Raw genomic sequence first — 18,586 nt, 5'->3', positions numbered from 1 at the left:
CGGGCCACCGGCGCCCCTACGCCCCTACGCCCCTCCCCCGAGCTCACCGACGTCCTGATCCCGAGGGCGTAGGCCGAACTGTCTCCCCCGGCATGACGACCGCACCGGCCGCCGGGAGAGACCATCTCAGGCCATGGCAGTCATTCGGAGCACACTCCCGGCCTTCACGACGCTCGTCACCGGCCTGCTCGCGGGCGCGTTCGGGTACGGCGCGGCGAACGTCGTACCGACCTTCGGCGTCGTCCCTCTCGACGTGCGCCTGACGTTCCACACGGCGATGATGCGGGTCAACGAGCCGGTCATGCAGACGGCGATGGCCCTGGCCATCCTGACCACGATCGCCCTGACCCTCGCCTCCCGGGGAACGACCCGCCGCCTGGCGGCCACGGCGGCCTCATCGGCCCTGACCACCCTCCTGATCACGGTCTTCGGCAACATCCCCCTGCACGCCCACATCAGACGCTGGGCCACCACCCCACCCACGACCGGGTACGAGGACATCCTGCAACGCTGGGAGACCTTCCACACCCTGCGCACCCTCACGGCCCTGGCCACGTTCACCCTGGTCATCCTGGCCACCCGAGCTCACGACCGGGACGCCTCCGAGAACTGATCGCAACCGTCACAGGACGCCCGGGGGCTCCTCGAAATCCGGACGGCAGGACATGAGAAAAGCGACGTCAGTCGTTATGCGGTCTTCCTCGGCGAAAGGATAATCCGTGTCCTTTCACGGTCACGGTGTCGACATAAGGACAGCCCACGACCATGACAGCCTCTCCAGGCGCTCTCTGGACACCAGCCCACAACGGGGAGCGCGAGGGGCGGAAGCCCCTCGCCGGGGGTGTGGGGGCGTGCCCCCACAAAGCGCAGCCCGAGGCTCGTGGGCGCGCAGCGCCCCCCGTCACGAGGACCTCGCCCTTCGGGGGGCGAGGGGGGCGGAGCCCCCTGGGAGGCGCTGTCTGGAACTTCGTGCGCGGAGCGCTGATCCGCCGTGCAGGCTCCTGTCAGGTGGTGGAGAAGGCGGCGTCGAAGGCCGTCGTGGGTGGGGTGATGGAGTTGAGCTTGCGGATGTAGCCCAGCGCCTCCTTCGCCCCGTCCAGCCGGTCCATGCCCGCGTCCTCCCACTCGATCGAGATCGGGCCCTCGTACCCGATCGAGTTCAGGGCGCGGAAGCAGTCCTCCCAGGGCACGTCGCCCCGGCCGGTCGAGACGAAGTCCCAGCCCCTGCGCATGTCCGCCCACGGCAGGTGCGACGACAGGCGGCCCTTGCGGCCGTCGCCGACGCGGACCCGCGTGTCCTTGCAGTCCACGTGGTAGATCCGGTCCTTGAAGTCCAGGATGAACGCCACCGGGTCGAGGTCCTGCCAGACCATGTGGGACGGGTCCCAGTTCAGGCCGAACGCGGGACGGTGGCCGATGGCCTCAAGGGTGCGGACGGTGGTGTGGTAGTCGTAGGCGATCTCGCTCGGGTGGATCTCGTGGGCGAAGCGGACGCCGACCTCGTCGAAGACGTCGAGGATCGGGTTCCACCGGTCCGCGAAGTCCTGGTAGCCGGCCTCCACCATCGACGCCGGCACCGGCGGGAACATGGCCACCGTGTGCCAGATCGACGAGCCCGTGAAGCCCACCACGGTGTCGACGCCCAGGAGGGCGGCGGCGCGGGCGGTGTTCTTCATGTCCTCGGCGGCGGCCTGGCGTACCGACTCGGGGTCGCCCGAGCCCCAGATGCGCGCGGGGAGGATGGCCTTGTGGCGCTCGTCGATGGGGTGGTCGCAGACCGCCTGGCCGACGAGGTGGTTGGAGATGGTCCACACCTTCAGGCCGTGCTTGTCGAGCTGGGCGCGCTTCTGCTCCACGTACGAGGAGTCGGACACGGCCTGGGCCACGTCGAAGTGATCACCCGAGCAGGCGATCTCCAGGCCGTCGTAGCCCCATTCGGCCGCCAGCCGGCACACCTCCTCGAAAGGCAGGTCCGCCCACTGTCCCGTGAACAGCGTGACTGGTCGCATCAGTCCTCCACGTTCGTGTAGCGGCTGTCGTCAGCCGCGCTGCGCTCGACCGCCTCCAGCACCCGCTGCACCCGCAGCCCGTCGGCGAACGACGGTGTGGGGTCGGCTCCGGTGGCGACCGCTTCCAGGAAGTCCTTGATCTCGTGGGTGAAAGTGTGCTCGTAGCCGAGGCCGTGGCCGGGCGGCCACCAGGCGCCGACGTACGGGTGGTCGGGCTCGGTGACCAGGATCCGCTCGAAGCCGCCGCCGTTCGCGCTGAACCACAGCTCGTTCATGGCCTCGAAGTCGAAGGCCAGGCTGCCGAGCGAGCCGTTGATCTCGATGCGCATCGCGTTCTTGCGCCCGTTGGCGAAGCGGGTGGCCTCGAACGAGGCCACCGCGCCGCCCGACATGCGGCCGATGAACAGGGCCGCGTCGTCGACGGTGACCGTGCCCTTCTCGGCCGAGCCGGTCGCGCCCAGGCCGGCCGACGCGGACGCCAGCGGGCGTTCCTTGATGAACGTCTCCGTCAGCGCGGAGACGCCCACCACGTGCTGCCCGGTGATGAACTCGGAGGCGTCCACGATGTGCGAGCCGATGTCGCCCAGCGCGCCCGCCCCGGCCTTGTCCTTCTGCAGCCGCCAGACCAGCGGGAACTCGGGGTCGACGATCCAGTCCTGCAGGTACTGGGCGCGTACGTGCCGGATCTCGCCGAGCCGTCCCTCCTCGACGTACCGGCGGGCGAGCGCGACCGCGGGCACCCGCCGGTAGTTGAAGGCCACCATGCTCTTGCCCGGCGCCGCGGCCGCCGCCGCCACCATGGCCTCGGCCTCGGCGACGGTGTTGGCCAGCGGCTTCTCGCAGAGCACATGCTTGCCGGCCCGCAGCGCGGCGATGGCGATCTCGGCGTGGGAGTCACCGGGGGTGCAGATGTCGACGATCTGCACGTCGTCGCGTTTGACCAGCTCTCTCCAGTCCGTCTCGATGTCGGCCCAGCCGAGCTGCGCGGCGGCGGCTTCGGTGCGCTCCTTCGACCTGCCGGAGAGCACCGCCATCCGCGGTGTCACCGGCAGATCGAAGAAGGCCCCCACACTCCGCCAGGCTTGGGAGTGGACACGGCCCATGAAGGCGTAGCCGACCATGCCCACGCCGATGGTGGTTCTGTCTGACATGCAACCCCCGATCAGGATCAGGATTCGAAGCCGAGCGCCAGGTACTTCTCGACGTTCTCCGCGGTAATGGTCTCGGACGCGAGCGTGATCGACTGGGGAACCTGGTTTTCCACCAGATCACTCATGCCCTTCCCCTGTGCTATCAGACGCGCGAGCTTGATCGCTGAGGAGGCCATCGTCGGACTGTAGGTGACCGTGGCCTTGAGCACCGAGGAACCGGACTGGATCTCCTTCATCGCGTTCAGCGAGCCGGCCCCGCCGACCATGATGAACTCGTTCCGGTTGGCCTCCTTGATCGCGGCCAGCACGCCGACACCCTGGTCGTCGTCGTGGTTCCAGAGCGCGTCGATCTTCTTGTGCGCCTGGAGCAGCGACGTGGCGACCTGGTTCCCGGTCTCGACCGTGAACTTGGCGTCCTGCTTGGCCGTGACGCTGAACCCGTACTTCTTCAGCGCGTCGGCGAAACCCTTGCTGCGGTCCTGCGTCAGCGGCAGCGTGGCGATGCCCTGGATCTCGACGATCACCGGGTTGGCCACGCCCTTGTCCTTGAGCTGCTTGCCGATGTAGTGCCCGGCGGCCACTCCCATGCCGTAGTTGTCGCCGCCGATCCAGGTCCGGTACGCCAGCTTGTCGGGGAAGATCCGGTCGAGGTTGATGACCGGGATCCCCGCCTCGGTGGCCTGCAGCGCGACCTGGTTGAGCTGCTGGCCGTCGTTGGGCAGGATCACCAGCGCGCTCACCTTGGCCGCGATGAGCGACTCGACCGCGGAGATCTGCTGGTTGATGTCGTTCGTGGGTTCGACGGGCTTGAAATCGATGTCGGAATACTGTTTCGCGGCGCTTTCCGCGTTCTTGGCGATGGCCGCGATCCAGCCGTGGTCGGCGGCCGGCGCCGAGAAGCCGATCGTGACCTTCGTGCCCGGCTGGTCATTGCCACTGGCCGCCGGGGCGGGCGCGGCCGCCGCGGTCGACGGCGCTGCCGCCGGCTCGTTGCTGGTGCAGCCCGCCGCTAAAAGTACGGCTCCGCCGACAAGGAATCCCCGGCGCGCGACGTTGTCACTCATGGTGCTCTCTCCTTCAGGTTCCGCCGCTGGAGAAGGACGGCGACGACAATGATCAGGCCCTTGGCGATCAGCTGGTCGCTGGTGTTGAGCCCGTTGAGGATGAACAGGTTCGTGATGAGCGTGAAGATCAGCAGACCCAGGATCGAGCCCACGATCGTGCCCCGGCCCCCGGTCAGCAGCGTGCCGCCGATGATCACGGCGGCGATGGCGTCGAGCTCGTACAGGTCTCCGTGCGTGGACGAGCCCGTCGTGGTGCGGGCCATGATGATGACGGCCGCGATGCCGCAGCACAGCCCCGACAGGGCGTAGAGGAGCATCGTGTGCCTGCGCACGTCGATGCCGGCCAGCCGGGCCGCCTCGGGGTTGCCGCCGACCGCGTACGTGCGCCGCCCGAACGTCGTGCGGTTGAGCACGATCCACCCGAGGATCACGACCAGGGCGAAGATGTAGACCAGCAGCGGGATGCCGAGCAACCGGGTGGTCGACAGCTCCACCAGGACCGAGTTCTCGCTCTGGATGAGCTGCGTCTTGCGGTCGGACATGCGCTGCGCGAGGCCGCGGGCGGCGACGAGCATGGCCAGCGTGGCGATGAACGGCACCAGCCGCCCGTAGGAGATGAGTAACCCGTTGACCAGCCCCGCCCCGGTGCCGACGAGGACCGCGCAGATCACCATCACCACCGGCCCGTACGACTGCGTGGCCAGCGTCGTCGCCCAGACCGAGGCCAGCGCCATGACCGCGCCCACCGACAGGTCGATGCCGCCGCCGATGATCACGAACGTGGCCCCGACCGTGATCACGCCGATCGTGGCGGCCAGGGACAGGATGCTGACCAGGTTGGAGGTGGTGGCGAAGTTCTCCGGCCGGGTGACCAGCCCGACGACGATGAGCAGCGCCAGGGCCCCCAGCAGGCCGAGATGTCGCATCTCGCTCACGCCGCGGATGGACGACAGCGCGGGCGCCGTCGTCTTCCCCGCGGCACGGTCCGTTGTGGGCTCGCTCATCACGCCGCCCTCCCATTCATGATCATGTCCAGTACGCGGTGCTCGTCCAGCTCGGCGGCGTCGCCCTCATGGATGACCGACCCCTCGCGCAGCACCAGCACCCGGTCGGCCAGGCCCAGCACCTCCGGCACCTCGCTGGAGACCAGCAGCACCCCGATGCCCTTCTGCGCCAGGTCGTGGATGACCGCGTACAGCTCGGCCCTCGCGCCCACGTCCACGCCCCGGGTCGGCTCGTCGAGCAGGAGCAGCTTGAGGCCGCCGAGCAGCCAGCGGGCGAGTACGGCCTTCTGCTGGTTGCCGCCGGAAAGGGTTCTGATCGGGCGTTCGGTGTCGGGCGGGCGGATGTCCAGCATCTCCGACAGGCGCCTGGCCTCGCTCCGTTCGCGTTTGCGGTCGAGCCAGCCGTACTTGGCGAACCCGGACAGGGTGCCCAGCGTGATGTTGGCGGTGACGCTCTGGTCGAGGAGCAGAGCCTGGGCCTTGCGTTCCTCGGGGGCCAGGCCCATGCCGTTCCTGACGGTACCGACGACGCCACGGCGTACCGGCTTGCCGTCGAGCAGGACGCGGCCGGAGGCGGGGCGGGCGCCGTACACGGCTTCGAGGATCTCCGAGCGGCCCGAGCCGACGAGCCCGGCCAGGCCCACGATCTCGCCCGCCCGCACGGAGAACGAGACGTTCCCGAACACCCCCGGCGCGGTCAGGTTCTCCACTTGGAGCACCTGTTCGCCGAGGTCGCGCCCGCCTCTGGGCGGGAAGACGTATTCGACGTTCCGGCCCGTCATGAGGGAGACGATCTGGGTCGTGGGGGTGTCGCGCGCGGGCAGGCCGACGGCGACCGTGCGGCCGTCCTTCAGCACGGTGACCCGGTCGCCGATCTCGCGGATCTCCTCCAGCCGGTGCGAGATGTAGACCACGGCCACGCCCTGGGCGGTGAGCTCGCGGATGATGCGGAAGAGGTTGGCGACCTCGTCGTGGGCGAGGGCGGCCGACGGCTCGTCCATGATGATCAGGCGGGCGTCGTGGGAGAGCGCGCGGGCCATCGAGACCACCTGCTTGGCGGCCGGCGACAGCCGCCCGACCTCGACCGACGGGCGGATCTCCGGGTGGCCGAGGCGTTCGAGCACCTCGCGGGCGGCGCGCCTGGCGGCGGGCCTGTTGACGAAGCCGAAGCGGGTGTGCTCGTGGCCGAGGAAGATGTTCTCGGCCACGCTGAGCCCGTCGACCAGGTCCAGCTCTTGGTAGATGGTGGCGAAGCCGAGCTTGATGGCGTCGATGGGGCTGCTCGGGCGCACTTCCGCCTCGTTGAAGACGATCGTGCCCTCGTCCGGCTGGTGCACTCCGGCCAGCACCTTGATCAGGGTCGACTTGCCGGCGCCGTTCTGGCCGAGCAGGCAGTGCACCTCGCCGGCCCGTACGTCCAGATCGACGCCGTCCAGCGCGCGCACGCCGGGGAACTGCTTGACGATGCCCTTCATGACCAGCATCGGGACGTCCCTTCCAGGCGTTCTCTCAGGCGTTGACGATGCGGTTGATGTTGTCGGGTGACAGATAGTGCTCGATGGCCAGGATTCCGGCGCCGAGCGCGGCGGCGTTGATGCCGGTACGGCTCGGCGTGATCGACAGGTGGTGGGTGGCCAGCGGCAGCGAGCGGCGGTAGACCGTCTCCCTGATCCCGGCCAGCAGATGCTCGTGCACCCGCGACAGCGCGCCGCCGATGACGATGACCTCGGGGTTGAAGAAGTTGACCAGGCTGGCCAGCACCTCGCCGATGAGCCGGCCCGCCTCCCTGACCAGCCGCAGCGCCTGGGTGTTGCCCGACTGTACGAGCGCCACGACGTCGGCGCCCGACTCGGCGGGCAGGCCCAGCTCGGTCAGCCGCCGCGCGATCGCGGCGCCGCCGGCCACGGCCTCGAGGCAGGCGCTGTTGCCGCACCGGCAGCCCGCGTCCTCGTGGCCGCTGACCCGGATGTGCCCGATGTCGCCGGCCGAGCCCTGGGCGCCCCTGTGCAGCTTGCCCTCGGCCATGATCCCGCAGCCGATGCCGGTGCCGACCTTGACGAACAGCAGGTGACCCGCGCCGGGGAAGGCGTTGCGGTGCTCGCCCAGCGCCATGACGTTGACGTCGTTGTCCACCAGGACCTCGACGCCGCCGAAGTATTCGGGGATGGGGTAGTCGTTCCAGCCGGGCATGATCGGCGGGTTGTTCGGCCGTCCGGTGGCGAACTCCACCGGCCCCGGCACCCCGATCCCCACCGCGCGCAGCGCCGCCCGGGGGCGGCCCACCTGGCCGAGCAGTTTGTCGAGCCGCTGGTCGACGTGCGCGAGCACCTTCTCTGGTCCCTCGCCGATCAGCAGCGGGTCCTCGCACTCGTCCAGCACGTTGCCGGAGATGTCCATGAGCGCGACCCGGCAGTGGGTGGCGCCGAGATCGACCCCCGCGAACGCGTGCTCCTCGGTGTGCAGGCGGAGCTGGCGCGGCGGGCGGCCACCGGTGGACTCGCCGCTCTCGGTCTCCTCGACCAGGCCGCGCTCGATGAGCGCGTCCACGCGCTGCGAGATCGTTGACCTGGCCAGGCCCGTGAGCCTCGCCAGATCGGAACGGGTGGTCGCCGAGCCCGCGCTGATCAGCGTCAGCACGTCTCCGGCCGAGCCCGGCAGGGGGGTCATGCCGAGACAATAAGATCACCGATGCGGCAAATCAAGAGTGATTATCGACCAAACTCCCCCAACTTCCGCCGAAGATCGAACAAAGACCGGTTTGTACTTAAATTTCTGCACTTTCGTTACCAAAAACGCCCTCAGAAGGCTGCTCCGGGGTCGGAGGTGACGCTGCCGGCGCCGGCAGCGTCACCGACCCCGGCCGCGAAGAGGCGCCCGCTGGACGCAAAGCTCCCGCCGCCGAGGCCGTGAGCCCCGGCGGCGGGAAGAGCGGGAAGAGGCGGGTGCTAGAGCATCGCCTTCATCGAGTCGGACGCCGTCAGGACGTAGGGCTGCTCGGCCATCACCGATCCCCAGTTGTCGGCGATCCCCTCCGGCGTGAGGTCGTCGGTCTTCCAGCCCGGCCCCTCGGCCACGAACACCCGCGCCACCCGGCCGCCGCCGACGGTGAAGACCTCACCACTGGCCTCGCACGAGTCGTGCGCGAGGTAGGCCACCAGCGCGCTCACCCGCTCCGGCGTGAACTTGGCCTCGAACTCGGCCGGCAGCAGCGCCTCCGTCATCCGGGTCCAGGCGATGGGCGCGATCGCGTTGGCCTTGATGCCGTTGCGCGCGCCCTCGATGCCGAGCGTCTTGGTCAGGCCGACCAGGCCCATCTTGGCGGTGGAGTAGTTGGCCTGGCCGAAGTTGCCGAACAGGCCCGCCGGGCTGGAGGTGTTGACGATCCGCCCGTGGCCGGCCTCCTTCATCAGCGGATAGGCGGCCTGGCTGACCAGGTAGGAGCCGCGTACGTGGACGGCCAGCACCCCGTCGAAGTCCTCGACCGTCATCTTCCCGAACGACTTGTCGCGCAGGATGCCCGCGTTGTTGACGACGATGTCGACCCTGCCGAACGCGTCGGCGGCGGCCCGCACGATGGCCCTGGCGCCCTCGGGCGTGGCGACGTTGTCGGCGTTGGCGATGGCCTGGCCGCCGTTCTTCGTGATGATGTCGACCACCTCGGCGGCGGGCCCCGTCGAGGCGCCCGTGCCGTCGAGCGCGCCCCCGAGGTCGTTGACGACGACCTTGGCGCCCCGCTCGGCCAGCAGGAGCGCGTGCGACCTGCCGAGGCCGTGCCCCGCCCCCGTGATGATCGCGACCCTGTCATCGAACCGAAGCATCGAACCTCCCACGCAGGAGAACAACATTCTAGTACGAGTACGATAACCCGGCCCGGGGCAACCGTGACTGATCGTCGCGGATAGTGATCAGACGGTTCGTTCTCTGCTAGAGTTCGGGGCTCCTCAACGGGCGGCGCCCCACCACCCGGCCGCCCTCTCACCAGGGGCGGGCATGCGCATTCGTGTGATCCAGTGGGCCACCGGGGCCGTCGGCCGCTTCGCCCTCCGCGGGGTGCTCAGCAGGCCGTGGCTGGAGCTCGCGGGTGTGCTCGTCCACGACCGCGCCAAGGTCGGCTGGGACGCGGGCGAGCTGGTCGGCCTGCCCCCCGCGGGTGTGGCCTGCACCACCGACCGCGACCGCGTGCTGGCCATGGAGGCCGACTGCGTGCTGCACATGCCGCTGCCCTCCTCCTACTTCGGCCCCGACCACGCCGCCGACCTCGAGACCATCTGCGCCCTGCTCGCCTCGGGCAAGAACGTCATCACGACCACCGGCTTCGTCTACCCCAAGACCCACGGCGCCGCCGTCGTCGAGCGCATCGAGACCGCCTGCGCCCGCGGCGGCACCACGCTGCACGGCACCGGCGTCAACCCGGGCTTCATGAGCGACTTCCTGCCACTGGCGCTCACCGGGCTGTCGAACCGGGTCGATCACGTCTACGTGCGCGAGTCCTCCGACTTCCGCGGGCATCCGTCGCGGCGGGTGGTGGTGGACCTGGTGGGGTTCACGCGGCCGGAGAAGGACTACATCGCCTCGGTGCGGCCGTACCGGACGTTCCAGCGCTCGATCTTCGCCGAGAGCGTGCAGCTCGTCGCCGACGCGCTCGGCGTGCGGCTCGACGAGATCGAGGAACAGGACGAGTACGAGCTGTCCACCGAGGAGTACGAGATCGTGGCGGGGCGGGTGCGCAAGGGGACGGTGTGCGCGTCCCGGTGGGTGTTCTCCGGGCTGGTGCGCGAGCGGCCGTTCATGACGGTCGAGGTGGTCTACAAGGCCGACGCCACCCGGGTCCGCCGCTGGCCCGACCCCGGGTTCAGCATCCACATCGAAGGGGTGCCGCAGATGACGGTGCGGGTCGACGAGGTCTCCCACGGGCTGGCCGCCGCGGCGGCGCACGCGGTCAACGCCATCCCCTCCGTGTGCGCCGCCGAGCCGGGCATCCGCACCCTGCTCGACCTGCCCCTGGCGACCGCCCGCGGCGCCGTACGCCTGGCCTGACGGCCGTCAGGCGGGATACCAGAGGTCGGGCTCCCCCACGACGCGGCGTACCCGGCCCTTCGCCTCCAGCCAGGCCAGATGGGCGAGCGTCTCGTTGTTGGCCGAGCGGCGCATGAACGGCTGGATCGTCTCCCACGGCCGCGACCAGGTCAGCCGGGTGGCCACGGTCCAGCAGTCGACCCCGTCGAGCTCGCCGACGACCCGCTCGATCTCCGCCAGCCGCTCGTCGTGGTGGGCCATCACGGTGTCCACCCGCTCGGCCAGCTCCAGGAACCGGTATTCGTGCGCGGGCAGCACCTCGTCCACCTCCAGCTTGCGCACGGCGGCCAGCGAGTCGAGGTAGTCGGCCAGCGGGTTCGGCCCCGACTGGGGATGCACGGCCACGATGGGCGTGATCCTGGCCAGCACGTGGTCGCCGGAGAACAGCACCCTGCGCGACGGCGAGACGAAGCACAGGTGGCCGGGCGAGTGGCCGGGGGTCCAGATCGCCCGCAGGTCCCAGCCGGGCAGGCCGAGGCGGTCACCGTCCTCGACCAGCAGGTCGGGCTTGGCCATCGAGACCATGTGCCTGATCATCATCGAGGCCCCGGCCAGCTCGTCCAGCGTCAGGGGCGGGACGCCGCAGCGCCGCAGCAGCGCGCGCTCCCGCTCGACCAGGGAGTCGATGGCGTCGTCGTCGTAGCGCTCGCGGACCAGGCGCGCGTCGGCGGGGTGCAGCGCGATCCAGGCGCCCGACATCTCCCGGATGCGACCGGCCAGCCCGTAGTGGTCGGGGTGGATGTGGGTGACGAGCACGCCCTTGACGTGGGTGATCGCGTACCCGGCCACGCCCAGGCCGGCGACGAGCGCGTCGTACGCCTCGTCGGTGTTCCACCCGGCGTCGATGATCGCCACGCCGTCGGGCAGCTCCAGGACGTAGACCAGCACGTATCGGAGGGGGTTGATGGGGATCGGCACCGGAATCGACCAGAGCCCGGGGCGTACCCGCTCGACGTCGGGGATCGTCCCGCCGGTCCACGCCTCACGTTGTGCCACGTTGGCCGGGGTCACTGCGAATTTCGCCACGCCCTTGAATATAGATCCGAGTCAGAATCATGTTCTACTGGGGGTCATGAAGCTGAGCCGTGAGATCTCCGGCGATGGCCGCTTCGTCCGGCAGCCGAACCGCTTCACGGAGCGGCTCGGCCCGCCCGAACCGGGCCGCTACCGGCTCTACGCCTCCTATGCCTGCCCCTGGGCCCAGCGCGTACTGATCGTCCGGGCCCTGCTCGGCCTGGAGGACCTGCTGGACGTCACGATCGTCGATCCCATCCGCGACGAGAAGGGCTGGCGCGTCCCCGGAGGCGACCCGGAGTATCTGTCGGAGCTCTATCACGCGACCGACCCGGAGTACGCGGGCCGCTACACCGTCCCGTGCGTCTGGGACACCAGGGACGGGCGGATCGTCACCAACGACTTCCCCCAGATCACCCTCGACCTGGAGACGTCATGGGGGACCTCCCCCGACCTCTATCCGGAACGCCTGCGTCCCGACATCGACATCATGAACGACCGCCTCTATCACGGCCTCAACAACGCGGTCTACGAGGCGGGCTTCTCCCGTGACCAGCAGGCGTACGAGGAGGCCGTGGCCCGCGTCTTCACCACCCTCGACGCCCTCGAGGTGCGCCTGGCCCGGTCGGAGTATCTCTTCGACACGCTCACGGACAGCGATGTGCGCCTCTACACGACCCTGGCCAGGTTCGACGCCGTGTACTACGCGCACTTCAAGTGCTCGGTCCGGCGGCTGACGGACTATCCGGCGCTGTGGGCGTACGCCCGGCGGCTCCACGCCGTCCCGGCCTTCCGCGAGACCACCGACTTCGACCAGATCAAGCGTCATTACTACCTCACCCAGACCAACATCAACCCGAGCCGGATCGTGCCGGTAGGCCCTGAGCTCGACTGGCGCCTGTAGGCATCCGCACGAACAGCAGCGCCGACGACAACATCACCGCGGCCGCGACCGTCCAGGCGGCGGCCACGCCCGTCTGTGCGGCCAGCGTGGCGAGCGTCAGGTTGGCCAGGATCCCGCCGGACTGCAGGGAGAGCGAGCTCGTCGAGGAGACGGTGGTGCGCTCGGCGGCGGTGACCGCCTTGTGCGTCATCTCCAGGCACAGCAGGCCCGTCACCGCGCCGCCGACGAACAGGGCGACATAGGCCAGCGCGGCGCTCAGCAGCCCTGCCGGGCCGCTCAGCCCCGCCGTCGCGGCCAGCACGCCGACGGAGAGGGCGGTCAGCGCCGTCCCGGCGATCGCGCCCCTGGCCGAGCCGCCCGCCAGCCGCGCCGCCCGGGGCGCGAGCGCGCTGCCCGCCGCGCTGCCGGCGAACCCGAGCGCCGCGACCACGGCGTAGGCCAGGCTGCCCTGCTCGGCCGTGCCCGCCAGCTCGGCCAGCCGGCCGGGGGTGAGCAGCTCGATGGACATCAGCACCACGCCGGAGCTCGCGGCGGCGAGCATCAGGCGGCGCAGCACGGACGTGCCGGCCGCCAGCCGCACACCACCGGCGACAGTGGCGGGCACCTCGCGCAGCACGCTCGCCAGGGACCGGCGCGGGTGGGGCGGCTCGGGCAGCGCCAGCAGCACCACGACGAGCAGGATCGCCGCCGTCGCCGCGCCGAGCAGCACGGGGGCCGCCAGCGGGAACATCAGGCCGGACGGCACCACCAGCGGCAACCCGCCGCCCGCGAGCACGCCCAGGCACAGGGACACCGACTCCATGGCGCCGCCGCGGGCCAGCCCCGGCTTGAGGTCCGCGTCGTGGCCCTCGACGCGGTGCAGGGTGTCGACGTACCAGGAGGTGGCGGGGCCGCTGGACAGCGCCCTGGCCACGCCCTTGAGCACGCCGCTCAGCAGGAACATCCAGAACGTCGTGGACACGGCCATCAGCGCGAGCCCCGCGGTGAGGAACGCGGCGGAGGCGGCCAGCACCACGCGCCGCCCCACGACGTCGGCCAGCCCGCCGGTGGGCAGCTCCAGGCCCACGGTGACGATGGAGAACACGGTCACCGACAGGCCGACCTGGGCCAGGCTGAGACCTCGCCCGGTCATCAGCAGCACCATGGAGGCCATCATGAGCCCGAGGGGCAGCCAGGTCAGGAAGCTGACGAGCAGATAGCGGCGTAACGCGGAGCGGGCGGTCATCGGTCCTCCTCCTGCCGGGGCGAACGCGGGACGGCGCCGAACCAGAGGTGCACCTTCCTGGCGTCGGGATGGCCGGCGTAACGGGCGGTGAGGTCGCGCAGGAGCTCGGCGGCCCGCTCCTCGTACTCCTTCAGGGCGGCCGGCGGCAGCACGAGCAGGTCGTCGCTCATGCCGGAGACCTCCACCCACTCACGGGACCAGTCGTCGAGGTCGAACTCCTCCAGCACCCGCCCGACCATCTCGGCCTGCCGCATGTGCATGATCCTGACGGCCTCGCGCCCCTCGGCGGTGACCGACAGCTCGCCGGAGTCCCACGAGGTGTAGCGGCGGCGGGACCGCCAGCGGCGCTCGCGGCCGTCGCGCTGCTCCGGGTCCTCCTCGACGAAGCCGTACTTGAACAGCTCGCGCAGGTGATAGCTGGTCGAGCCGGAGCTCTCACCCAGCCGGCGGCCCAGCTCGCTGGCGGTGGCCGGGCCGTCGCTGCGCAGCAGGCCGAGCAGGCGCACCCGCAGCGGGTGGGCGACCGCCTTCAGCACGCGCGGGTCGCTGATCTTGTATCGCTCCTCCATACGCCCCACGGTAGACCGCAAAGACAATTTTGCAAAGTGAATTTTGCGGTCTGTCCGCTCCTAAACTGTGGGGATGCTTGACGACATCTGGGTGGACGACTCCGTCTTCGCGCTGCGACCCGACTTCGCGGTGCTGATCATGACCGCGTACGGCCTGCGCAACGGGCCCACCGACGACCGATCACGCGCCTGGCTGGCCGAGGCCTCGGAGCGGGAGATCCAGGCGGACAGGATCGACGCCTGGAAGGAGGCCTACCGCGCGTTCGGGGCCAAGCCGCAGCGCACCAGGCCCTCGGTCGACGCGCTCACCCGCAGGCTGCCGTTGCCGGAGATCAACCGGGCGGTCGACGCGTACAACTCGATCAGCGTCAAGCACCTGCTGCCCATCGGCGGCGAGGACCTCGACCATTACGCGGGCGTCGCGCGGCTGGTCAGGGCCACCGGCGACGAGGCGTCGGAGGAGGCGCTCGGTCAGCCGGAGCCCGGCGAGGTGATCTGGCGCGACGACCTCGGCGTCACCTGCCGTAGGTGGAACTGGCGCCAGGTGGCCCGCACCCGCCTCACCGAGGAGACGACCAACGCGTTCTTCCTCCTGGAGCGGCTGGAGCCGATGTCGATGGAGGAGCTCAAGCAGGCGGGCGAGGAGCTGGCGGACCTTCTGTCCGAGTTGTCCCCAGAGGTGCGGATCGCCAGCCGGCTGGTGTCCAGCGGGAAATAAACCTCTCCCCTAGCTGTTGATACCAAAGAGTAATAATTGCCGCACCACCCGGATTGACTAGGGGGGCGTGACCTCTTTGCGCGGTCCTGAGAGGATCGTTCGAGGCAGGGCGAGCCCTTCGGCGCGCGCTGCCGGTCCGGGCGAGTAGCCTTGGACAGGTTCTCTAACATCAACGCCGATCTGCGGAAGAGGGCGATTTCCGCCGTGTCGTCTGAGTCGTCGCGGACAAACCCGCTGGCAAGCTTTGGTCAGAACGAGTGGCTTGTCGACGAGCTGTACCAGAAGTACCTCCAAGATCCCGAGTCTGTCGACAAGGCCTGGTGGAACTTCTTCGCTGACTACAACCCTGATTATGGGCCGGGCCGAACCCCGGTCAGGGAGGCGGCGAACGGCACTGCGACCGCCCCCGCTCCTCCACAGGCGCCCCCCAAGGCGCCTCCAGCCGCCGAGAAGCCGAAGCAACCGGCCACTCCGGTGCCCAAGGGCGCCGAAGAGGTCAAGCTGCGCGGTGCCGCGGCACGCACGGCCGCCAACATGGACCTGTCACTGACGGTCCCGACGGCGACGAGCGTCCGGGCCATCCCGGCCAAACTGCTCATCGACAACCGCATCGTGATCAACAATCACCTCAAGCGGGGTCGGGGCGGCAAGATCTCCTTCACGCACCTGATCGGTTTCGCGATCGTCAAGGCGCTGCGGGCGATGCCGGAGATGAACTACTCCTACACCGAGGTCGACGGAAAGCCGACCCTGGTCAAGCCCGAGCACGTGGGCTTGGGCCTGGCCATCGACGTCCAGAAGAGCAACGGCGAGCGCCAGCTCCTCGTGCCCTCCATCAAGGGCGCGGAAGAGATGGACTTCCGGCAGTTCTGGATCGCCTACGAGGAAGTCGTACGCAAGGCGCGGGCGGGCAAGCTCGGCGTCGACGACTTCTCCGCCACCACGATCTCGCTGACCAACCCCGGCACGATCGGCACCGTCCACTCGGTGCCGCGTCTCATGCCCGGTCAGGGCACGATCATCGGTGTCGGCGCGATGGAATACCCGGCCGAATACCAGGGGGCCTCCCCCGACACGCTCTCGCGCCTGGCCGTCTCCAAGGTCATGACGCTGACCAGCACCTACGACCACCGGATCATTCAGGGTGCCCAGTCGGGCGACTTCCTGCGCCAGATCCACCGGCTGCTGCTCGGCGAGGACGGCTTCTACGACGAGATCTTCGAGGCGCTGCGGATCCCGTACGAGCCGGTCCGCTGGGTCCAGGACATCTCGGCGTCGCACGACGACGACGTGGCCAAGTCCGCGCGCGTCATCGAGCTGATCCACGCCTACCGCGTGCGCGGCCACCTGATGGCCGAGACCGATCCGCTCGAATACAAGCAGCGCAAGCACCCCGACCTCGACATCCAGTCGCACGGCCTGACGCTGTGGGACCTGGAGCGCGAGTTCGCCACCGGCGGTTTCGGCGGCCGGCCGCTGATGAAGCTGCGCGAGATCCTGGGCGTGCTGCGTGACTCCTACTGCCGCACCGTCGGCATCGAGTACATGCACATCCAGAACCCCGAAGAGCGGGCCTGGATCCAGGCACGGGTGGAGAAGCCGCACAAGTCGCCCGAGCGCGACGAGCAGCTCAACATCCTGTCGCGGCTCAACACCGCCGAGGCGTTCGAGACGTTCCTGCAGACGAAGTTCGTCGGCCAGAAGCGCTTCTCGCTGGAGGGCGGCGAGTCCCTGATCCCGCTGCTCGACTCGGTGATCAGCGACGCCGCCGACGAGGACCTCGACGAGGTCGTCATCGGCATGGCCCACCGCGGCCGCCTCAACGTGCTGGCCAACATCGTGGGCAAGTCCTACGCCCAGATCTTCGGCGAGTTCGAGGGCAACATCGACCCGCGCACGGCGCACGGCTCGGGCGACGTGAAATACCACCTTGGCGCGTCGGGCACGTTCACCGCGCCGAGCGGCAAGACGATCAGCGCCTCCGTGGTCGCCAACCCCTCCCACCTGGAGGCGGTCAACCCGGTGCTGGAGGGCGTCGTCCGCGCCAAGCAGGACCTCCTGGAGCGCGGCGAGGAGGGCTTCACGGTCCTGCCCGTCCTCATCCACGGCGACGCGGCCTTCGCCGGCCAGGGCGTCGTGGCCGAGACGCTCAACCTGTCGCAGTTGCGCGGCTACCGCACCGGCGGCACCGTGCACGTGGTGGTCAACAACCAGGTCGGCTTCACGACCTCGCCCGCCTCGTCCCGCTCGTCGGTCTACGCGACCGACGTGGCGCGGATGATCCAGGCGCCGATCTTCCACGTCAACGGCGACGACCCCGAGGCCGTGGTGCGCGTGGGCGAGCTGGCCTACGAATACCGCCAGGCGTTCCGCAAGGACGTCGTCATCGACCTCATCTGCTACCGCCGCCGCGGGCACAACGAGGGCGACAACCCGGCCTTCACCCAGCCACTGATGTACGACCTCATCGACGCCAAGCGCTCGACCCGCAAGCTCTACACCGAGGCGCTGATCGGCCGCGGCGACATCACGGTCGAAGAGGCCGAGCAGGCGCTGCGCGACTACCAGGCCAAACTGGAGCAGGCGTTCACGGAGACCCGCGAGGCCTCCAAGAAGCCGCTCGAGGCGGGCGCGATGCGGGTGCCGCACACCGAGGTCGTCAAGTGGTCGCACGACGACACGCCGACCGCGATCAGCCACGAGACGCTCAAGCGCATCGTGGACACCCAGCTCAACCTGCCCGAGGGCTTCACGCCGCACCCGCGCCTGGCGCCGGTGCTGCAGCGCCGCGGTCAGATGGTCGAGCAGGACGCGATCGACTGGGCGATGGGCGAGACGCTGGCGTTCGGGTCCCTGCTGATGGACGGCCACCCGGTCCGTCTGGTCGGCCAGGACTCCCGGCGCGGCACCTTCACCCAGCGCCACGCCGTCCTGGTGGACCGGATGACCGGCGCCGACCACACGCCGCTGAAGACCTTCAACCAGGGCACCACGAAGTTCTACGTCTACGACTCGCTGCTCAGCGAGTTCGCGGCGCTCGGCTTCGAATACGGCTACAGCGTGGTCCGGCCCGACGCCCTGGTCGCGTGGGAGGCGCAGTTCGGCGACTTCGTCAACGGCGCCCAGACGATCATCGACGAGTTCATCTCGTCGGGCGAGCAGAAGTGGGGCCAGAAGTCCTCCGTCGTGATGCTGCTGCCGCACGGCTACGAGGGCCAGGGCCCCGACCACTCCTCGGCCCGGATCGAGCGGTTCCTACAGGTCTGCGCGCTCGACAACATGACGGTCGCGCAGCCCACCACCCCGGCCAACTACTTCCACCTGCTGCGCTGGCAGGTGGAGTCGGAGCGGCACAAGCCGCTGGTGGTCTTCACGCCCAAGTCGCTGCTGCGGCACAAGGCGGCCACGTCCAAGTCGGCCGACTTCATCTCGGGAGCCTTCCAGCCGGTACTGGGCGACACGGGCGCCGAGGCGGGCAAGGTCACCAAGGTCGTGCTCACCTCGGGCAGGCTCTACTACGACCTGGCCGCGCACCGCGACAAGAACGGCCGGGTCGACGTCGCCATCGTGCGGCTCGAGCGGCTCTACCCGTTCCCGGGTGAGGAGCTGGCGGCCGAGCTGGCCCGTTTCGACGGGCAGGCGGAGCTGATCTGGGCCCAGGACGAGCCGGTCAACATGGGGCCGTGGCCCTACTTGACGCTCAAGCTGGCCGAAGACCCGCAGACGCTGGGTGGCCGGTCGGTGCGGCGCGTGTCGCGCACGCCCAACAGTTCCCCGGCGACGGGGTCGCACAACTCGCACGACACCGAGCTCGAGGAGATCCTGCACCAGATCTTCGGCTGAGCCGATCGC

Annotated in this window: 15 protein-coding genes; 5 read left to right on the top strand and 10 right to left on the bottom strand. The window is 69.6% G+C overall.

Annotated features, from left to right (window positions below; translation table 11 throughout):
• Positions 1–133: 133 nt before the first annotated feature.
• Positions 134–613, top strand: a complete 480-nt coding sequence (locus AB0I15_RS00135) for an anthrone oxygenase family protein (protein ID WP_358087630.1) — start codon at positions 134–136, stop codon at positions 611–613.
• Positions 614–1,004: 391 nt separating this feature from the next.
• Here AB0I15_RS00135 and AB0I15_RS00130 read toward each other — a convergent pair whose 3' ends face one another.
• The 7 genes from AB0I15_RS00130 to AB0I15_RS00100 all read right to left on the bottom strand — a co-directional run bounded on the left by AB0I15_RS00130 (position 1,005) and on the right by AB0I15_RS00100 (position 9,046).
• Positions 1,005–2,012 carry a sugar phosphate isomerase/epimerase family protein gene (locus AB0I15_RS00130; RefSeq protein ID WP_358088737.1) on the bottom strand — a complete coding sequence of 336 codons (1,008 nt, stop codon included), beginning with the start codon at positions 2,010–2,012 and terminating at the stop codon, positions 1,005–1,007.
• Positions 2,009–3,160 carry a Gfo/Idh/MocA family oxidoreductase gene (locus AB0I15_RS00125; RefSeq protein ID WP_358087628.1) on the bottom strand — a complete coding sequence of 384 codons (1,152 nt, stop codon included), beginning with the start codon at positions 3,158–3,160 and terminating at the stop codon, positions 2,009–2,011. The genes AB0I15_RS00130 and AB0I15_RS00125 overlap by 4 nt, the downstream gene beginning before the upstream one ends.
• Before the next feature lie 17 nt (positions 3,161–3,177).
• The gene (locus AB0I15_RS00120; RefSeq protein WP_358087625.1) at positions 3,178–4,224 is read right to left on the bottom strand and encodes an ABC transporter substrate-binding protein; all 1,047 of its coding nucleotides are present in this window, start codon (positions 4,222–4,224) and stop codon (positions 3,178–3,180) included.
• Positions 4,221–5,228, bottom strand: coding sequence for an ABC transporter permease (locus tag AB0I15_RS00115; RefSeq protein ID WP_358087622.1), 1,008 nt, complete (start codon positions 5,226–5,228; stop codon positions 4,221–4,223). The genes AB0I15_RS00120 and AB0I15_RS00115 overlap by 4 nt, the downstream gene beginning before the upstream one ends.
• The gene (locus tag AB0I15_RS00110) at positions 5,228–6,712 is read right to left on the bottom strand and encodes a sugar ABC transporter ATP-binding protein (protein ID WP_358087619.1); all 1,485 of its coding nucleotides are present in this window, start codon (positions 6,710–6,712) and stop codon (positions 5,228–5,230) included. The genes AB0I15_RS00115 and AB0I15_RS00110 overlap by 1 nt, the downstream gene beginning before the upstream one ends.
• A gap of 25 nt (positions 6,713–6,737) precedes the next feature.
• The gene (locus AB0I15_RS00105) at positions 6,738–7,895 is read right to left on the bottom strand and encodes an ROK family transcriptional regulator (RefSeq protein WP_358087616.1); all 1,158 of its coding nucleotides are present in this window, start codon (positions 7,893–7,895) and stop codon (positions 6,738–6,740) included.
• Between the two features lie 278 nt (positions 7,896–8,173).
• On the bottom strand, positions 8,174–9,046 hold the full coding sequence (locus AB0I15_RS00100; RefSeq protein ID WP_358087613.1) for an SDR family oxidoreductase: 873 nt from the start codon (positions 9,044–9,046) through the stop codon (positions 8,174–8,176).
• A gap of 172 nt (positions 9,047–9,218) precedes the next feature.
• Here AB0I15_RS00100 and AB0I15_RS00095 point away from each other — a divergent pair, with 172 nt between their 5' ends.
• Positions 9,219–10,265, top strand: coding sequence for a dihydrodipicolinate reductase (locus AB0I15_RS00095; protein ID WP_358087611.1), 1,047 nt, complete (start codon positions 9,219–9,221; stop codon positions 10,263–10,265).
• Between the two features lie 6 nt (positions 10,266–10,271).
• Here AB0I15_RS00095 and AB0I15_RS00090 read toward each other — a convergent pair whose 3' ends face one another.
• Positions 10,272–11,330, bottom strand: a complete 1,059-nt coding sequence (locus tag AB0I15_RS00090; RefSeq protein WP_358087608.1) for an MBL fold metallo-hydrolase — start codon at positions 11,328–11,330, stop codon at positions 10,272–10,274.
• Positions 11,331–11,376: 46 nt separating this feature from the next.
• Here AB0I15_RS00090 and AB0I15_RS00085 point away from each other — a divergent pair, with 46 nt between their 5' ends.
• Positions 11,377–12,222 carry a glutathione S-transferase C-terminal domain-containing protein gene (locus AB0I15_RS00085; protein ID WP_358087606.1) on the top strand — a complete coding sequence of 282 codons (846 nt, stop codon included), beginning with the start codon at positions 11,377–11,379 and terminating at the stop codon, positions 12,220–12,222.
• Here the strand turns inward: AB0I15_RS00085 and AB0I15_RS00080 are convergent.
• On the bottom strand, positions 12,170–13,447 hold the full coding sequence (locus tag AB0I15_RS00080; RefSeq protein WP_358087604.1) for an MFS transporter: 1,278 nt from the start codon (positions 13,445–13,447) through the stop codon (positions 12,170–12,172). The two genes, AB0I15_RS00085 and AB0I15_RS00080, sit on opposite strands and share 53 nt — an antisense overlap.
• A complete protein-coding gene (locus tag AB0I15_RS00075; protein ID WP_358087602.1) occupies positions 13,444–14,016 on the bottom strand; it encodes a helix-turn-helix domain-containing protein in 573 nt (190 codons plus the stop codon). The genes AB0I15_RS00080 and AB0I15_RS00075 overlap by 4 nt, the downstream gene beginning before the upstream one ends.
• A gap of 73 nt (positions 14,017–14,089) precedes the next feature.
• Here AB0I15_RS00075 and AB0I15_RS00070 point away from each other — a divergent pair, with 73 nt between their 5' ends.
• Together AB0I15_RS00070 and AB0I15_RS00065 are read left to right on the top strand one after the other, a co-directional pair.
• Positions 14,090–14,734: a phenylalanine--tRNA ligase beta subunit-related protein gene (locus AB0I15_RS00070; protein WP_358087599.1), complete on the top strand. Its 645-nt coding sequence runs from the start codon at positions 14,090–14,092 to the stop codon at positions 14,732–14,734.
• 204 nt (positions 14,735–14,938) lie between these two features.
• On the top strand, positions 14,939–18,577 hold the full coding sequence (locus AB0I15_RS00065) for a multifunctional oxoglutarate decarboxylase/oxoglutarate dehydrogenase thiamine pyrophosphate-binding subunit/dihydrolipoyllysine-residue succinyltransferase subunit (RefSeq protein WP_358087596.1): 3,639 nt from the start codon (positions 14,939–14,941) through the stop codon (positions 18,575–18,577).
• Positions 18,578–18,586 lie beyond the last annotated feature (9 nt).

Origin of the sequence: Nonomuraea sp. NPDC050643, from assembly GCF_040654715.1 — a bacterium.
Taxonomy (GTDB): Bacteria; Actinomycetota; Actinomycetes; order Streptosporangiales; family Streptosporangiaceae; genus Nonomuraea.
This window is presented reverse-complemented; position numbering and strand designations above follow the sequence as displayed.